17 protein-coding genes are annotated in these 15,233 nt (G+C 73.3%); 2 read left to right on the top strand and 15 right to left on the bottom strand.

What is annotated here, in order from left to right:
* Window positions 1–53: 53 nt before the first annotated feature.
* From ACFW9Z_RS26555 to ACFW9Z_RS26545, 3 genes are all read right to left on the bottom strand, one after another.
* The gene (locus ACFW9Z_RS26555) at window positions 54–935 is read right to left on the bottom strand and encodes a siderophore-interacting protein (RefSeq protein WP_384645068.1); all 882 of its coding nucleotides are present in this window, start codon (window positions 933–935) and stop codon (window positions 54–56) included.
* A 137-nt stretch (window positions 936–1,072) separates the two neighbouring features.
* Entirely contained in the window at window positions 1,073–1,756 is a 684-nt protein-coding gene (locus tag ACFW9Z_RS26550) for a response regulator (RefSeq protein WP_384645067.1), read from the bottom strand.
* Between the two features lie 98 nt (window positions 1,757–1,854).
* The gene (locus ACFW9Z_RS26545) at window positions 1,855–3,057 is read right to left on the bottom strand and encodes a sensor histidine kinase (protein ID WP_384645066.1); all 1,203 of its coding nucleotides are present in this window, start codon (window positions 3,055–3,057) and stop codon (window positions 1,855–1,857) included.
* Between the two features lie 199 nt (window positions 3,058–3,256).
* Between ACFW9Z_RS26545 and ACFW9Z_RS26540 the strand changes: the two genes are divergently transcribed.
* On the top strand, window positions 3,257–3,910 hold the full coding sequence (locus tag ACFW9Z_RS26540) for a hypothetical protein (RefSeq protein WP_384645065.1): 654 nt from the start codon (window positions 3,257–3,259) through the stop codon (window positions 3,908–3,910).
* A gap of 192 nt (window positions 3,911–4,102) precedes the next feature.
* Here the strand turns inward: ACFW9Z_RS26540 and hypE are convergent, their stop codons facing one another.
* Genes hypE through ACFW9Z_RS26510 form a run of 6 tightly spaced genes read right to left on the bottom strand, consistent with a single transcriptional unit; the run spans window position 4,103 to window position 10,380 of the window.
* Window positions 4,103–5,194: a hydrogenase expression/formation protein HypE gene (gene hypE, locus ACFW9Z_RS26535; RefSeq protein WP_384645064.1), complete on the bottom strand. Its 1,092-nt coding sequence runs from the start codon at window positions 5,192–5,194 to the stop codon at window positions 4,103–4,105.
* Entirely contained in the window at window positions 5,187–6,350 is a 1,164-nt protein-coding gene (hypD, locus tag ACFW9Z_RS26530; protein ID WP_384645063.1) for a hydrogenase formation protein HypD, read from the bottom strand. The genes hypE and hypD overlap by 8 nt, the downstream gene beginning before the upstream one ends.
* Window positions 6,347–6,697, bottom strand: a complete 351-nt coding sequence (locus tag ACFW9Z_RS26525; RefSeq protein WP_384645062.1) for a HypC/HybG/HupF family hydrogenase formation chaperone — start codon at window positions 6,695–6,697, stop codon at window positions 6,347–6,349. The genes hypD and ACFW9Z_RS26525 overlap by 4 nt, the downstream gene beginning before the upstream one ends.
* Window positions 6,698–6,711: 14 nt before the next feature.
* Entirely contained in the window at window positions 6,712–9,099 is a 2,388-nt protein-coding gene (gene hypF / locus ACFW9Z_RS26520) for a carbamoyltransferase HypF (protein ID WP_384645061.1), read from the bottom strand.
* Complete coding sequence (gene hypB / locus ACFW9Z_RS26515; protein WP_384645060.1) at window positions 9,096–9,857, bottom strand: hydrogenase nickel incorporation protein HypB; 762 nt, start codon at window positions 9,855–9,857, stop codon at window positions 9,096–9,098. The genes hypF and hypB overlap by 4 nt, the downstream gene beginning before the upstream one ends.
* Window positions 9,841–10,380, bottom strand: a complete 540-nt coding sequence (locus ACFW9Z_RS26510; RefSeq protein WP_384645059.1) for a hydrogenase maturation nickel metallochaperone HypA — start codon at window positions 10,378–10,380, stop codon at window positions 9,841–9,843. The genes hypB and ACFW9Z_RS26510 overlap by 17 nt, the downstream gene beginning before the upstream one ends.
* A 23-nt stretch (window positions 10,381–10,403) precedes the next feature.
* Between ACFW9Z_RS26510 and ACFW9Z_RS26505 the strand changes: the two genes are divergently transcribed.
* Window positions 10,404–10,829, top strand: a complete 426-nt coding sequence (locus ACFW9Z_RS26505) for a helix-turn-helix transcriptional regulator (RefSeq protein WP_384645058.1) — start codon at window positions 10,404–10,406, stop codon at window positions 10,827–10,829.
* Here the strand turns inward: ACFW9Z_RS26505 and ACFW9Z_RS26500 are convergent.
* Genes ACFW9Z_RS26500 through ACFW9Z_RS26475 form a run of 6 tightly spaced genes read right to left on the bottom strand, consistent with a single transcriptional unit; the run spans window position 10,805 to window position 15,220 of the window.
* Window positions 10,805–10,909, bottom strand: a complete 105-nt coding sequence (locus ACFW9Z_RS26500; RefSeq protein ID WP_384645057.1) for a DUF6893 family small protein — start codon at window positions 10,907–10,909, stop codon at window positions 10,805–10,807. The two genes, ACFW9Z_RS26505 and ACFW9Z_RS26500, sit on opposite strands and share 25 nt — an antisense overlap.
* A 23-nt stretch (window positions 10,910–10,932) precedes the next feature.
* Window positions 10,933–11,517: a hydrogenase maturation protease gene (locus ACFW9Z_RS26495; RefSeq protein ID WP_384645056.1), complete on the bottom strand. Its 585-nt coding sequence runs from the start codon at window positions 11,515–11,517 to the stop codon at window positions 10,933–10,935.
* A complete protein-coding gene (locus tag ACFW9Z_RS26490) occupies window positions 11,514–12,944 on the bottom strand; it encodes a hypothetical protein (RefSeq protein ID WP_384645055.1) in 1,431 nt (476 codons plus the stop codon). Before ACFW9Z_RS26490 ends, ACFW9Z_RS26495 begins: the two co-directional genes overlap by 4 nt.
* Window position 12,945: 1 nt before the next feature.
* Window positions 12,946–13,626: a DUF6084 family protein gene (locus tag ACFW9Z_RS26485; RefSeq protein WP_384645054.1), complete on the bottom strand. Its 681-nt coding sequence runs from the start codon at window positions 13,624–13,626 to the stop codon at window positions 12,946–12,948.
* Window positions 13,623–14,312: a DUF5947 family protein gene (locus ACFW9Z_RS26480; protein ID WP_384645053.1), complete on the bottom strand. Its 690-nt coding sequence runs from the start codon at window positions 14,310–14,312 to the stop codon at window positions 13,623–13,625. Before ACFW9Z_RS26480 ends, ACFW9Z_RS26485 begins: the two co-directional genes overlap by 4 nt.
* Window positions 14,309–15,220, bottom strand: a complete 912-nt coding sequence (locus ACFW9Z_RS26475) for a NifU family protein (RefSeq protein WP_384645052.1) — start codon at window positions 15,218–15,220, stop codon at window positions 14,309–14,311. The genes ACFW9Z_RS26480 and ACFW9Z_RS26475 overlap by 4 nt, the downstream gene beginning before the upstream one ends.
* Window positions 15,221–15,233: the final 13 nt, after the last annotated feature.

The following is a 15,233-nucleotide window of genomic DNA, read 5'->3' as shown; positions in this document are numbered from 1 at the left end:
CGCTGACCCGCCCTGCGCACAAGGCCCCGACGGCCCGGCGGCGGACGGAGCCGTCACAGTCCGAGGTCGCTGAGGCGCGCCTCGTACCGGATGGTGAGGTCTTCCTCGTCGTCGGCCGGGGCGTCCCAGAGGGCGACCAGCTCGGCGCGCACGGCGTCGGGAAGGGCCTCGTACCGCTCGTTCCAGCTGTCGGCGTCCGGTATCCAGTAGCCGACGACCTTGAACCGGGTGGCGGGGAGCCCCAGTTCCTTGCGGAGGTAACGGCGTACGGTACGCAGCGCGTTGGTCTCGCCCGCGACCCAGATGTAGCCGCCGGTCATGTCCGTGCCGGGCGGGATCGCTGCGCTCACGAGCTCGGCCAGCCGGCTGGCCCCGTGGCCGTTGCCGCCGTAGGTCCAGGTCACCTTGGTGTCGGGCAGCGGCTGGACGGCCTCGGGCCCGGGCAGTTCGACGACCACCCGGGTGGCGACCTCGTCCGGGGTGTTCTCCAGCAGGCGCGCCACGGCGGGCAGCCCGGTCTGGTCGGCGATCAGCACCTGCCAGGCGAGGTCGTCCGGGGGGCTGTAGAGGCCGGTGGGGTCGTTGACGCCGATCACGTCTCCGGGCTGCGCCCCGGCCACCCAGGTGGACGCCACGCCGTGGTCGTGCAGGACGAAGTCGATGTCGATCTCACCGGCCTCGGGGCGCACCGCCCGCACGGTGTACGTACGCATCGGGGCGACGGGCCGGCCCTCGGGGGTCTCCCAGCCCTTCTCCGTCGTGATGGGCAGCGAGACGTCGTTGCGGTCCGGGCCGTGCGGGAAGAAGAGGCGTACGTATTCGTCGCCGACCCCGGTGGACTCGAAGCCGGCGAGCCCTTCGCCGTGCAGCGTCACTCGGGTCATGGTCGCGGTGAGCGGATCGACTCGGGCGACGACGGCTCGGTGGATCGTCATGGACACTGCCCCTTCGTACGCGTGGTCGGCCTGATCGCGGGGGCGACAGGACGCGGATACGCCCATCGGACACGACACTCCGATCGACTTAGGCCAGCCTAACCTTCCATGGCCCCTTGTTCGATACCGCCTCAGGCCTACTGCCCGCCGCCGTCCTCGATCAGCCCGGTCTCCCAGGCCCATGCGGCGATGCCGACCCGGTTGCGTACGGCGAGCTTCGCCCGGACGTTGGCGATGTGGGTCTTGGCCGTGCCCGCCGCGATGTGGAGCCGGGCCCCGATCTCCGCGTTGGTGTGCCCCTGGGCGACGAGCCGGGCGATGGCCTGCTCCCGTTCGGTGAGCGGGGAGCGGCCGGGGGGCGGTGGCGTGGCGCGGGAGGCCAGGCCGCTCAGGAGGCGGACCGTCACCTGCGGGCTGATCAGGAGGTCGCCCGCCATCGCGGCCCTGACTCCCTCGATGAGCAGCCCGGGGCCCGAGCGCTTGAGGAGGAATCCGCAGGCGCCGCCCGTCAGGGCGGTACGGACGTACTCGTCGTCGTCGAACGTGGTCACCACGAGGACCCGCACCGGGTCGACGGCCTCGGGGCCCGCGAGCCGCCGGGTGACTTCGAGACCGTCGAGGCCGGGCATCCGGATGTCGGCGATGACCAGGTCGGGACGGAGGGCGCGGGCGAGTCCGACGGCGGTGACACCGTCCGGCGCCTCCGCGACGACCGCCATGTCCGGCTGGGAGTCGAGAACGAGCCGGAACCCGCTGCGGATGTCGGCCTGATCGTCGGCCAGCAGGATGCGGGTCACACCCGGGGGCTGGGGGGCGGTCATACAGGTCTCCCTGGTGGGTTGGGGGGCGGTGGGCGGAGAGGCACTGGACGGCGGACGGCCGAGGACGAGGGGCGGGGGCACAGGCGCACAGAGCCTGGTCAGGGCTCCTCGACCGGCAGTCGGGCGACCAGGCGCCAGCCCTCGCCGTACGGCCCCGCCGACAGCGTCCCGCCCAGCGCCCGGACCCGGTCGGTCAGGCCCGGCAGCCCGTACCCCGAAGGGCCCGTGCGGCGGCGGAGCGGGAAGGCGGCCGACCGGCCCGCCGAGCGGGGGCGGTCGTTCGTCACCCGTACCTCCACGGCCCCGTGGGCCAGGGCGAGGGTGACATCAACGCGGGTGGCGGTGGGGGCGTGCCGTCGCACGTTGGTCAGCGCTTCGGCGACGACGCGGTAGGCGGTGGCACCGGCCTCACGCGACAGGGCGCGCTCGGCGCCCGGCTCCAGGACGAGAGCGGCCCCGGCGCCACCGGAGAAGGTGAACTGGTCGACCAGATAAGGGAGTTGATCCGCCCCGGGGAGGGGTTCCGACGTTCCCGGACCCGGACCGTGGAGCATGCGGATCGTCCGGTCCATCGCGGCGAGCGCGCTGAGCCCGGCCGTCTCGATGCGTTCGAGAGCCTGTACGGCCTGCCCGGGGTCGGTCGCGGCGACGAACCGGGCGGCCTGGGCCTGTACGACCATCCCGCTCACATCGTGGGCGACGAAGTCATGGAGGTCCCGGGCGAGTTGGAGCTGCTGGGCGCGGCGCGCGGCAGCGACCGCGTCCCGCCGTCGCACCTCCGCCCGGCGCAGGGTCCAGCAGGCCCCGCCCACGAGGAGCGAGGGCAGGAACCAGAACGAGGCGGCGCCCGAACGCTCCAGGAAGGAAGCCCCGGTCAGCAGCGCCGCAGGCCAGAGCGCCAAGGCCGGAACGGCGACCCGTAACCGCCAGAGCGGCGACCAGCGCACCACCGCGCCGAGCAGGGCCAGCAGCAGGGCTGCTTCGAGGAGCTTCCACGGGCCGGGGCCGGTGACGGTCGTCGTCAGCGAGAGACCCGCGCAGGCCGTCGCGGGCAGGGCGAGCCACCTGCGGGAAGCCGGACGCCCGGCAGCGGCTCCCACCAGGGTGGCGACGGCCGCCACGGCCGGGACGGCGGCGGCGACAGGAGCCGGTGCGAGGAGGGCGGCGACCAGCGCCGGACCGGTGGCGCCGAGCAGGACGGCCCTGATCACGGGAGGGACTCCGGACGGCACCCCGGCGTCGGCGGGAGGTCGGCCCGCGCCCCCAGGTGACGTACTGGACCGCTCGTTCGGTATACGCACGGGCGTCAGCGTACGGGGGCGTCCAGAGCCGGTCCCAAGGGGCCGCCGGACCCCATCTGCCCCGAACGGCAGAGGCCGGAGCCGCACGGGATGCCTCTTCCGTGCCGATCGGCCGATGGATGCCGGGCCGGGTCCGCACGAGGCTGGTTCCACGGCAACACGCACCCGGCAAACACGCACACCGGACCAGGAGTTCATCATGCGACGCATTTCCCTCACCGCCCTCGGTGCCGCCCTGCTGACCACCGCCTGTGTGGCGGCGGCACCGGCACCGGCGGCGGACACGGCGAAGAAGCCGCCCAGGACCGCGAGCGTCCACGGCTCGGCCCGCGTCCACTACGTCTTCAGCCCTCAGGACGACATCCGGTTCACCGTCGACGCCGTGGCGGCGCCCTACTCCCGCCCGCTTCCCGGGCTGCCCGGCGGGCTGCCCACCGACGCCCGGGGCACGGTGCGGTTCACCCACCACGTGGACAGCACCGGTGAGACCGTGTCGGCCGAGGCCCGGGTGGACTGCCTGGTCACGGGGGGCCGCACGGCCACGTTCACCGCCGTCGTCACCCGGTCGGACACGGGCCCCGTCGGTGAGCGGCTGGGCTTCAGTGTCTACGAGGGGCGCGCGGGCGAGCCGGACCGCCTCGGGTTCTCCTGGGGAGTCGCGAACGTCGACCCGGACACCCCCGACGAGAAGGGCAACCCGACGCAGCCCACCGTGGGCACATGCATGGCGCCCGCCCCCTTCGCCCCCGCCGTCCACGGCGGCTTCACGGTCCGCCACACCGAGCTGCCCCCGGAGCCGAAGACCCGGGCCTCGCGGGCCCCGCGGGCCCCGCGGGCCCCGCGGTCAAACTGACAGCACGGTCGTTCGTGGCAATGTTCTGGCTCCTGGGACCCCCGACGAGGAACAACGGGGCCCTGCTGCGGGAGCAGTACCAGGATCGAGGGGGCGCAGGGGTACCGGACGGCGGGGAAGGAACATCCGCAGCCGAAGGGCGCGGCGGAAGCCGGTATCCACCCGAGTTGTCCCGCACGACGGCAACGGGCGTCAGCAGATGCGTGGCAGTTGCTCGCCGAGCGGCATGTCCACCACCCGGGTGCCGCCGAGGCCGGTGGCGGCCACGACCATGCCCGGGTGGTCCGCCACACAGGTGCCGATCCGCACGGACTCCTTGCCCAGCGGGTGGGCGCGCATCGCCTCCAGGACGGCGTCCGCGTGGTCGGGCGGGACGAACGCGACGAGCTTGCCCTCGTTGGCGACGTACAGGGGGTCCAGGCCGAGGAAGGAGCAGGCGTTGGCGACGGTGTCGGGTACGGGGAGCGCCCGCTCGTCGAGCGTGATGCCGACGCCCGCGGCTCCGGCGATCTCGTTGAGCGAGGTGGCCAGTCCGCCCCGCGTCGGGTCGCGCAGTACGTGGAGGTCCTGGCAGGCGGCGAGCATGTCCGCGACCAGTCCGGCCAGCGATGCGGTGTCGCTCTGGATCTCGACGCCGAACTCCAGCCCCTCGCGCACGCTCATGATGGCCACGCCGTGGACCCCGATCTGCCCGCTGACCAGCACCGCGTCCCCGGGAGCGGCACGCTGCGGGCGGATGTCGACGCCGTCGGGAACCAGGCCGATCCCGGCGGTGTTGATGAAGATCCCGTCCCCGTGCCCGGCGTCGACGACCTTGGTGTCGCCGGTCGCGACGGTCACCCCTGCGGTGCGGGCGGCGTCGCCCAGCGCCTGGGCGACCCGGCCGACGACGGAGAGTTCGATGCCCTCCTCCAGGATGAAGCCGCAGGAGAGGTAGGCCGGGACGGCTCCGGCCATGGCAAGGTCGTTGACCGTCCCGTTGACGGCGAGGTCGCCGATGGACCCGCCGGGGAAGAACAGCGGGCGCACGACGAAGGAGTCGGTGGAGAAGGCGAGCTTCGCACCTCCCATCGTCAGATGTGCGGAGTCGCCCAGTTCGGCGAGGACATCGCTGCCGAAGGCGGGGGCGAAGAGGTGTTCCACCAGCTCGGCGGAGAGCGTTCCGCCGCCGCCGTGGCCCATCACGATGCGTTCGTGGTCGCGCAGGGGTGCGGGGCAGGTCCAGCCGGAGAAGTCGGCGGGGGCCGCAGCCGGGGAGGAGGGAGCGGGGGCGATGTCAGCCAACGGAACTCGCCTCCTTCGCCGGGGCGTTCGCCGCCGGAGCCTTCGCGGCCTTGGCGTTCGCCGTCGGCGCTTCGAGCCGCCGGTACAGGTAGTACGCCGCGCACGCGCCCTCGCTGGAGACCATCGTGGCGCCCAGCGGGTTGCGCGGGGTGCACTGCTTGCCGAACGCGGCGCACTCGTGCGGCTTGATCAGCCCCTGGAGCACTTCGCCGCTGCGGCAGACCGTCGACTCCTCGGTCTCGATGCCGGTGACGGAGAACCGGTGCTCGGCGTCGTACTCCCGGTACTTCGGCGACAGCCGCCAGCCGCTCCGCGGGATCATCCCGATGCCGCGCCAGGACCGGTCGGTGACCTCGAAGACATCGGCCAGCATCGCCTGGGCGGCCGGGGAGCCCTGCTCGTTGACCGCGCGCGGGTAGGCGTTCTCCACGGTGTGCTCGCCCGTCTCCAGCTGCCGCACCGCGCGCCGGATGCCTTCGAGGATGTCCAGCGGCTCGAAGCCGGTGACCACGATGGGGACCTCGTGCCGGTCGGCGAGGTCCGGGTACTCCTTGGTCCCCATGACCGTGCAGACGTGCCCGGCGGCGAGGAACGCCTGGACCTGGCAGTCCGGCGAGTTCATGATGGCGTCGATCGCCGGGGGCACCCGTACGTGGGAGACCAGCAGGCTGAAGTTGGGGATGGAGAGCTTCTTGGCCTGGTAGACCGTCATCGCGTTGGGCGGGGCGGTGGTCTCGAAGCCGATACCGAAGAAGACGACCTGCTTCTCCGGGTTCTCCTGGGCGATGCGCAGGGCGTCCAGCGGCGAGTAGACCACCCGGACGTCCGCGCCCTCGCTCTTCACCTGGAACAGGTCGCGGCCGCTGCCCGGGACGCGGAGCATGTCACCGAACGAGCAGAAGATCACGTCGGGTCGGGAGGCGATCTCCAGGGCCTTGTCGATGATCTCCAGCGGGGTGACGCAGACCGGGCAGCCGGGGCCGTGGATCAGCCGGATCCCGTCGGGGAGCAGCTGGTCGATGCCGTGGCGGATGATCGAGTGCGTCTGTCCGCCGCAGACCTCCATCAGGGACCAGGGCCGGGTGGTGAGCGCCCGGATGTCGTCGAAGAGCCGTTCGGCGAGGACGGGATCGCTGAATTCGTCGAGATACTTCATGACCGCGCCTCCTTCTCGCTTCCGTGAGTGGGGAGTTCGTCGGCCGGGAGTTCGGTCCCGGCGGGGCGTTCGGCGCCCGCGTCCTTGGCCGCCTTGCCCCAGTGGTCGCCGAACTCCTCCTCCAGGACGCCGAGGTTCTCGAAGAGTTCAAGGGTCTGGCGCGCCGACTCCTCGTCGAGCCGTTGCAGGGCGAATCCGACATGGACGATGGCGTAGTCCCCCACCCGCATGTCGGGGACGTACTCCAGGCACACGTCCTTGACGACACCGCCGAAGTCGACCTTGGCCATTCGTGTGGCGTCGCGTTCCTCGATCTCCAGCACTCGGCCGGGTACGGCCAGACACATGGCGCTCTCCTCCCTCACTCCTTCGTCCGGGCGGCGACCATCAGCTGTCCGAGGGCGAGCCCGCCGTCGTTGGGGGGCACCTTGCGGTGTCGCAGTACGGTGAAGCCGTCCTCCGCGAGGCCGGCCGAACAGCCCTCCGTCAGCAGGGCGTTGCAGAACACACCTCCGGTCAGGGCCACGGTGGCGATGCCCGTACGCTGCCGGGCCGCCGCGCACACGTCACGGACGAGGCCGGTCACCGCCCGGTGGAAGCGGCGGGCCACGGTCGGGGCCGGGGCCCCGCCGAGGACGTCCTCGGCGGCGGCGGCCAGGACCGGTGACGGGTCGGCGATCAGGGGCGTCGCGGGCCCGCCCGGCTCTGCTCCCAGGATGAACCCGTACGCGCGTTCGCGCCCGTCGTCGCCGGAGCCGGGGTCCGGACCGGGGGCGTCCAGCGCCGCGTTCTCCAGGCGCATGGCCGCCTCGGCCTCGTACTCCACCCGGTGGCAGACGCCCGCGAGCGAGGAGACCGCGTCGAAGAGGCGGCCCATGCTGGAGGTCGGGACGCAGTTCAGCCCGCGCTCCAACTGGCGCTCCAGCAGCCGCCGTTCACCGGGCGGGGCGATGGCCGCGCAGGGCAGCCCGTCCGACCACGGCACATGGGCGGCGCGCAGATGGGAGAGCGCCATCCGGTACGGGTTGCGGACGGCGGCGTCCCCGCCGGGCAGCGGTACGTAACGGAGGTGGGCGAACCGCTGGAAACCGTCGTAGTCCGCGATCAGGACCTCGCCGCCCCAGACCGCCCCGTCGTCGCCGTACCCCGTCCCGTCGAAGGCGATACCGATGACGGGGGCGGTGCCGTCGAGCCCGTGCTCGGCCATGGTGGAGGCCACATGGGCGTGGTGGTGCTGGACCTGGCGCAGCGGGAGGCCGCGCTCCTCGGCGGTGCGGCGGGCCCACTGGGTGGAGCGGTAGCCGGGGTGACGGTCGGCGACCAGGAGGCGCGGGGTCACGGTGGTGAGGTCGGTGAGGTGGGCGGTGGCCTTGGCGAAGGCGGTGAGGGTGGCGAGGTCGTCCATGTCGCCGACGTGGGCGGAGAGCCAGGCGTAGCGGTCGTCGGCGGCACAGAAGGTGTTCTTCAGGTCGCCGCCGACCGCGAGCGCCGGGAGGACGGGCAGCGGCAGGGCCAGCGGCAGCGGGGCGTAGCCGCGCGAGCGGCGGACCGGGAGTTCGGCCCCGGCACAGATCCGGACCACGGAGTCGTCGCAGGGCACATGGATGGGCCGGTCGTGCCGGAGCCAGGCGTCGGCCAGTCCGTCGAGCCGGGTCAGGGCCTCCTCGTCATCGGTGACGATGGGCTCGCCGGAGCGGTTTCCGCTGGTCATGACGAGGACGGGCGGTCCGGGCGGGTCGCCGGGCAGGCCCAGCAGGAGGCGGTGGAGCGGGGTGTACGGGAGCATCACGCCCAGGTCCGGGCTGCCGGGCGCGACACCGGAGACCACCTCGGGGGACGCGGAGACCCGGCGGCGCAGCAGCACGACCGGTTTACGGGGGCCGGTGAGGAGCTCCTGTTCGGCCTCGTCCACGTAGGCGAGGCGCTGGACCGTCTCCAAGGAGTCCGCGAGGACGGCGAAGGGCTTGCCACCCCGGTTCTTGCGCTTGCGCAGGGTGCGTACGGCGGCGGGGTCGCCCGCGGCGCAGGCCAGGTGGTAGCCGCCGATCCCCTTCACCGCGACCACCGCGCCGTCCGCCAGCAGCCGCCGGGCCTCAGCCAGAGCGTCCTCGTCGTGGCGCGTGTCCGGACCCCCGGGTCCCCGGCACAGGGTGAGCCGGGGCCCGCAGGACGGGCAGGCGATCGGCTGGGCGTGGAAGCGGCGGTCGGCGGGGTCGGCGTACTCGCGGGCGCAGTCGGGGCACATCGGGAAGCCGGACATGGTGGTGCGGGGCCGGTCGTAGGGCAGGCCGGTGACGACGGTGAACCGGGGGCCGCAGTGGGTGCACGTGATGAACGGGTGGCGGTGGCGCCGGTCGGCCGGGTCCGCGAGTTCGGTCAGGCAGGCGTCGCAGGTCGCGGTGTCCGGCGGGATCAGGGTGCGGCCGGTGCCGGTGCCGGAGGAGGCAGAGGCGGAGGGGCGGATGGTGAAGCCCGAGCCGTCGTTCAGGACGGGCACGGCGCGCGGCTCGACCGACTCGACGACGGCGAGCGGGGGCGCCCGGGTGCCGATCGCGTCGGTGAAGGCGTCGACGGCCGCCGCCGGGCCCTCGACCTCCGTACGGACGCCGTCGGCGTCGTTGGTGACCCAGCCGGTGAGGCCGTACTCCTCGGCCAGCGTGTAGACGAACGGGCGGAAGCCGACGCCCTGGACCGCGCCGCGCACGGTGAGGTGGCGGCGGATGCGGTCCTGCGGGGTGGCCGGGGTCATCGCGGGGTTCCGGCGGGTGCGTGGGAGTGCTCGGCGGAGGGATCTTCATGGTGGTGCAGGTGCTTCTCGTGCTGCCGCGCGAGGACCGGCGTATGGTTCTCCCCGCCGTCCGCCGCCCGCAGCACATGGGCGAGGAGGTCGTCGACGCCCTCGCCGGTCCTGGCCGAGGTCTCGATGACGGGCACGCCCGGGTTGACCTGCTGGACTCCGCTCAGGAAGTCCTCCCGCCGGAACTCCACCGCCTCCGCGAGATCCGTCTTGGTGATCACGACCAGATGCGCGAGCCCGAAGGCCGCCGGGTACTTCACCGGCTTGTCCTCGCCCTCGGTCACCGAGGCAAGCGCGATCCGCAGGGTCTCGCCGAGGTCGTAGGAGGCGGGACAGACGAGGTTGCCGACGTTCTCGACGAAGAGCAGCCGGGTCCCCTCGGGCAGCCAGCCCGCCAGCTTGGCCCCGAGCATTCCGGCCTCCAGGTGGCAGAGCCCGTCGGTGAGGATCTGCTGTACGGGGGCTCCCGAGCGGGCCAGGCGCGTCGCGTCGTTCTCCGTAGCGAGGTCGGCGGTGACAGCGGCGGCCGGGGTGCCCCCGGCGACGGCCCGGGTGAGCAGCGCCTCCAGCAGGGCCGTCTTGCCGCTGCCGGGGCTGGACATGAGGTTGACGGCCGTGGTGCCGCGGTCGTCCAGGGTGCGGCGCAGCTCCACCGCGTTGGTGTCGTTCTTCGCCAGCACGGCCTGGTGCAGGTCAACGGTGCGGCACATGGCTCGCCTCCTTGTCCCGGGCGAGGGCATCGGCGTTCGCATCAGCGTCGGCAGCGGCATCGGCGTTCACATCAGCGTCAGCAGCGGCATCGGCGTTCGCATCGGTCACGCCCGGTACGTCGTCCCCGTGCCGGTCCCCGTCGTGGTGGGCGTCCTCCGGGCGGACGTCGTCCAGGACGACCCGGGCGATCTCCAGTTCGCGCCCGCCGGTCAGGCTCATCGCCCGTGAGCAGGCGCCGCACCACAGGTCCGGGGGCATCCCGGTCGCGGTGTCCCGGCCGCAGCCCTCGCAGCGGGCTCTTCCCTCAACAGTCTCGATCAGCAGCCGGGCGTCCGCCAGCACAGTGCCCTCGGCGGCCACCCCGAAGGAGAAGTCCAGCGCCTCGGGCACCACCCCGGACAGCTCCCCGACCCGCAGGGTCAGCGACCGGACCGGGACCCGTTCCGCGCCGCGTTCCCGCAGCGCGCCGTCGACCTGGTCGACGACGGCCATCGCGATCGACAGCTCATGCACGGCGCTCACCCCCTCGCTACCCTGGGAGGACCATGCCTGGTCACGAGGTCGAACGGCGAGCGCTGCTCACCCCGGTCCTGCTCCTGCTCCTGGCCGAGCGCCGGGGTCACGGCTACGAGCTGGTGCAGCGCCTGGGGGCGTTCGGCTGGGAGGAAGCCGAATCGGCCCATGTCTACCGGCTGCTGCGGTCCATGGACAAGTGCGGCGAAGTCACCTCGCAGTGGTGTGCCTCGGCCTCCGGCCCCGCGCGCCGCGTGTACGCCATCACCCCGCAGGGCGCCATGAATCTCGCCCTCTGGTTCGTCCGGCTGGGAGAACTGCACAGCACCCTCCATCTCTTCCTGGAGCGCTACGTGCAACTGGAGGACGCCGGGGGCGGGGACGGGCCTCCGCACCACCCGGGACATCCTCCGCACCACCCTGGACACGCGGACTACATCCGGCGCATGCGCAGGTAGCGCCGGGCATCGGGCAGGTTCCGGGCGACGCCGTACAGGGCCACCAGGCCCGCGGCGACGCCGATCCATATCCAGTGCATCCTGTGCCTCCAAGGTCGTGGTCTCAGTTCTTCTGCGGTACGGCATTCGGTACGGTCCCCTGCGGTACGGGATCGGATACGGGATCCGGTACGGGGGCGGCGCGGCGCGACAGCAGGCCGAGCACCAGGTCCACCGCAGGGTCCACCGCCTCCTCGACCGGCGAGCTGAGCCCGATCCCCTCCCCCGTGTCCCGGGGCTCGCAGCCGATGACGTACACCTCGTCGGGGAGCGTGCCGCCCGCTCCGGCGTGCAGGTCGTGGAGCAGGGCGAGCACGGTGGCGGGGTCCATGGCGTGGGTGTCGAGCGGGCCGGGCCGGTGCCCGGTGTCCGGGGGGTGCGGGCCGACGTCGATCGTGTACAGGGTGCCGGGCGGGGAGCCCCGGCTCACCAGGTCGACCAGGACGAGGGTGCGGTAGCCCTCCAGCAGCCGGTAGGCGAGGTGCACCCCGCGGATTCCGGCGTCCATCAGCTCGGTGCCGGGCGGCAGCCGGGACGGGTCGAGGCGGCCGAGCCGCCGGACCGTCTCCACGCCGAAGCCGTCGTCCTGGAGGAAGATGTTGCCGACCCCGGCGACGAGGGTGCGCTCAGGTGTCTCCGTACCGCTCATGGCTCCTCCTCCCGCAGCGGCGCCACCTCGTCCGGCTTGAAGTAGAGGAAGCGGCCCTGCCCGCGGCGGATGTCGCCGCCCGGGTCGTCGTCCAGGACGACGGCCAGGTGCAGCTCCCCGTCCAGGTCCGCGACCACGGCTTCGACGGTGGCCCGGCAGCCCCGCAGGAACGTGTCCTGGGCGTCCGTGCGGCGGGCCCCCGGAGTGAGGAGGACCCGGGAGCCCTCGCCCACGGCCTCACCGTCGATGGAGACGGTGGAGGGGGCGTCGGCCGCCTCGGGATCCTGCTGCGGGTCCCACCAGGGGTGCCCGGGGCCTTCGGGGAGGGTGAGGCCGGAGGGCGCGCCCTCGCCCGTCACCTCCCGCAGCCCCCGGATCGCTCCGTGCAGCCGCTCCCGTACCGCCTCGGGCATGGAGTCCACCAGGTCGATGACCTCGGCGGCCCGGTCGTCGGTGCCGCGTGCCTCGCGCTTCTCCCGCTCGGTGAGGGCGGCGGTGCGCAGCGAGAGGATCTCGTCGATCTCGGTGGCGTCGTACAGCGGGCCGGGGCTCTCCTCCGCGAGGACCGGGTGGTCCTCCAGGATGATCGGCGAGGAGAGGACGAGGTCCGCGCGGTCCGCCGGGCCTGCGAGGACCGGCCAGGTGTGGTCGTTGCGCAGCTCGGCGACGGCGGGGCGGGCCCACTCGGGCGGGTCCGTCATGGAGAGGAACCGGCCGCCCTCGACGGCCAGCAGCAGATGGGCGCCGATCATGCTGTGCGGGAGGGCCGCCGTCCGGTCGCCGGCCGGGGCGTCGGTGGTGTTGTGCACGGTGACGGTGAGGCGGGAGACCCGGTAGGGGCCGGGAAGTTGTTCGACGTACGGCCGGATCTCGCCGGTCAGCCGCGCCCGCCGCCGTACGAGCCGTCCCAGGGTCCGGCCCTCACCGTCCAGCACCGGTTCGTGCTCGACGGCGGGCGGCAGGTCGAAGGTGACGGTACGGGTGTGGGCCTGCTCCCCCGTCAGTTCGGCGAGGGGTGCGTGGAGCCGGACGCGTTCCTCGTGGCCCTCGTCCCAGGGGACCAGGACCCGGTCGGGCAGCTCCAGTTCGGGCACTTCGGTGTACGTGCCGTCGGGGCCGAGGCGCTCCACGGTCCGCCGCCGGACGTGCAGGAAGCGCAGTTCGGCGTGGAGGCGGTCGGCGGTGCGGGGTTCGAGGAGGACGTCGGTGCGCTGCTCCGCGTACTCGCCGCCCTCGGCCGTGCAGGCGGGCGGCACGAGGACGCCGAACTGCCAGCGCATCCGGTTCTTCGCGGACGAGGCGCGGTACGGGTAGAGGACGTACCCCTCGAAGAGCACGGCGTCGGCGACCGCGCGCGCCTGGCCGAAGGCGTCGTCGAGAGCGTCGTCGACGGCCCCGGGCAGGGGCAGCAGATCCGGGTCCGTCATCTCACTCGGCCCCCTTCGCTTCCGTCGCTTCCGTCGCTTCCCTCGTCGGTTCCCTCGCTTCGGCGGTGGCGAGCAGTTCCTCGAAGACCTGCTCCCACGACGGCAGGGCGCGCGCGGAGCGGTAGCGGCGCAGGGACTCCAGGCAGTCCTTGCGCAGCCGCAGCCAGCCCGTATTGGGGAAGTAGGACTCGATCAGCTCCCGCCAGACGTCCACGGGCATCAGGCAGGAGGCTTCCTTGTGCCAGGGGATCGGCTCGGCGCGGAAGCCGTTGCGGCCGGTGAAGACCGTGCCGGAGAAGAGCATCAGCAGCGGGATCTCGCCGCGTGCGAGGGCCCGGAAGTACGAGGCGGAGGCGACCTCGGTGTCGTAGGTGCAGGGCACCGGGAGGTCGACGTGGGTGGTGCCGGTGAAGGCGGGCACGGTGATGGAGGCGTGGGCGAACTGGAGCGGTTTGAGGGTGCTGCTCCAGCGGCTGGGCTCGCCGAACAGGTCGCCCAGCATGTCGACCTCGTCGGGGTCGTAGGTGCGCTGGGCGGGCTCGACGCGGATCTGGCAGCGCAGGGCGACGGCGTGCACGGGCTGGTGGTCCAGCTCCTCGATGCGCAGGCCGAACAGGAGCGTGGGGCTCGCGCCGAAGGGCTCGGGCCGTACGCCGGTGCAGCGGAAGTCGAGATCGGTCACGGGGCGCCCCCGGGATTCCCCGCGTTTCCGGCCGGGGCCTCGGCTCCGGGCCCCGCCCCTGAGGCCTCGGCCTCCGCCGGCAGGGGCCGTGCGCGGGCCGCGACGCGTTCGAAGAACTCCTCGATGTCCGCGCGGGCCTCGGCTCCGCCGTCGAAGCCCTTCCAGTGGAGCCGCATCCGGCCGACGAGTTCGTAGCAGACGTCGATCGGGACGAGGGTGCAGCTCGCGGGCTGCCCGCGCTCGGCGTGCAGCAGCAGCGCCTCCACGTCCTCCTGGAGCAGCCCGGCGAGGCGGGTGCGGCCAAGGACCGCGTCCCAGGTGGCGGGGTCGAGTTCGCTCTCGGTCGCCCCCGCGGGGCTGGGGTAGAAGGCGGCGAACCGGTCGAGCGCCGCGTTACGGAAGAAGAAGGCGAGGCCGACCGGGATCTGGAGCCGGTTCCAGCCGGTGTCGTCGAGTGTGAAGGCGGGGTCAGTGAGGTAGCGGTCCGGGACGGCCCGGAAGCGGCCCTGCCCCGCGCCGGGCCGGGTGAAGAGCAGGTGGCAGGGCGGGCAGGAGCACTTGAGGGAGCGCCGGGTGGTGTCGACGAGGTGCCGGTGCCCGTCCGGCAGCGGCTCCCCGCACAGCTCGCACCGCTCCCCCGGCGGCGGGGGCCGCCGGGTGAACTGGGCCAGCACGTTCGCGCTCACGGTCCGGCCCCCAGGAGTTCGGGCAGCGCGACCCGGACGGCCCCCTCCTCCTCCAGCAGCGGCAGGGGCTCCAGATGCGTGCGTTCGCCGCGCCCCGCGTGCCGTACGTCGAACCGGGCGGCGCACTCGGCGCAGCTCAGGAACTCCCCGTCGAGGGGTGCGGTGCGCAGGTCGGCCCCGCAGCCGGGGCAGCGGTCGCGGTAGGCGTACAGGTTGCCGGGGAGCCGGACGAGCAGGAGGGCGTTGCCCTCGACGTCGGCGACGCGGGTGGCGTGGTCGCGGGCGGGCAGGGCGGGGGTGGCGAGGGTGTGCCAGTGGGGCGGTTCCCCGGCGGCGGCCGGGGGTGGTGCGCCCGGGGCGTCGGCGGGCGGGTGCGGCAGGATCTGGAGCAGGGGCTGTCCACCGGCGGCAGGCTCCTCGGCGACCCCCTCCACCTCGATGTGCGCGATCTCCGGCGCGAGGCGGGCGACGGCCTCCTCGATGGTCCAGCGCACGGTCTGGGTGGAGGACGGGCAGCCGTCGCAGCTCCCGCGCAGCCGAAGCCGCAGGGTGGGCCCTTCGGAGGCGTCCGTGTCCAGTCCGGCGACCTCGACGTCCCCGGCGTGCGAGCCGAGGTAGGGGCGGACCTTGTCGAGCGCGCGGCCGACCCGGGTCATGGTGTCCTCGGGGTGCAGGTCGTGCAGGATCAGCAGGTCCCCGACGAGTTCGTCGGCGGTGAGCACGGCCAGCGGGTCGGACCCGGCCGGGGCGGCGCGCAGCAGCCGTACGGTGCGGGCGAGGCCCTCCCCGTAGAACTCGACGATGCTGCGCACGAGTTCGTCGGCGGTCTCGCGGGCCTGGGGCCCGGCCTCGCGTCCCAGTCGGTCCAGCAGTTCACCGATGCGTGCACCGGGGTCGGCTCCCGCCATGGTGGGCCCCTTT

Origin of the sequence: Streptomyces sp. NPDC059452 (assembly GCF_042750035.1) — a bacterium.
Lineage (GTDB): Bacteria > Actinomycetota > Actinomycetes > Streptomycetales > Streptomycetaceae > Streptomyces.
Note: the sequence above shows the minus strand (reverse complement) of the source record. Positions and strands in the feature narration are given on the sequence as shown.

Excerpts from the sequence above, each read along its gene's own strand:
- hypD (WP_384645063.1), bottom strand. The coding sequence starts at position 6,350 with ATGAAGTATCTCGACGAATTCAGCGATCCCGTCCTCGCCGAACGGCTC.
- ACFW9Z_RS26505 (WP_384645058.1), top strand. The coding sequence starts at position 10,404 with ATGCCTGGTCACGAGGTCGAACGGCGAGCGCTGCTCACCCCGGTCCTG.
- ACFW9Z_RS26495 (WP_384645056.1), bottom strand. The coding sequence starts at position 11,517 with ATGAGCGGTACGGAGACACCTGAGCGCACCCTCGTCGCCGGGGTCGGC.
- ACFW9Z_RS26500 (WP_384645057.1), bottom strand. The coding sequence starts at position 10,909 with ATGCACTGGATATGGATCGGCGTCGCCGCGGGCCTGGTGGCCCTGTAC.
- ACFW9Z_RS26550 (WP_384645067.1), bottom strand. The coding sequence starts at position 1,756 with ATGACCGCCCCCCAGCCCCCGGGTGTGACCCGCATCCTGCTGGCCGAC.
- ACFW9Z_RS26555 (WP_384645068.1), bottom strand. The coding sequence starts at position 935 with ATGACGATCCACCGAGCCGTCGTCGCCCGAGTCGATCCGCTCACCGCG.
- ACFW9Z_RS26540 (WP_384645065.1), top strand. The coding sequence starts at position 3,257 with ATGCGACGCATTTCCCTCACCGCCCTCGGTGCCGCCCTGCTGACCACC.
- hypB (WP_384645060.1), bottom strand. The coding sequence starts at position 9,857 with ATGTGCCGCACCGTTGACCTGCACCAGGCCGTGCTGGCGAAGAACGAC.
- ACFW9Z_RS26475 (WP_384645052.1), bottom strand. The coding sequence starts at position 15,220 with ATGGCGGGAGCCGACCCCGGTGCACGCATCGGTGAACTGCTGGACCGA.
- ACFW9Z_RS26490 (WP_384645055.1), bottom strand. The coding sequence starts at position 12,944 with ATGACGGACCCGGATCTGCTGCCCCTGCCCGGGGCCGTCGACGACGCT.
- hypF (WP_384645061.1), bottom strand. The coding sequence starts at position 9,099 with ATGACCCCGGCCACCCCGCAGGACCGCATCCGCCGCCACCTCACCGTG.
- ACFW9Z_RS26525 (WP_384645062.1), bottom strand. The coding sequence starts at position 6,697 with ATGTGTCTGGCCGTACCCGGCCGAGTGCTGGAGATCGAGGAACGCGAC.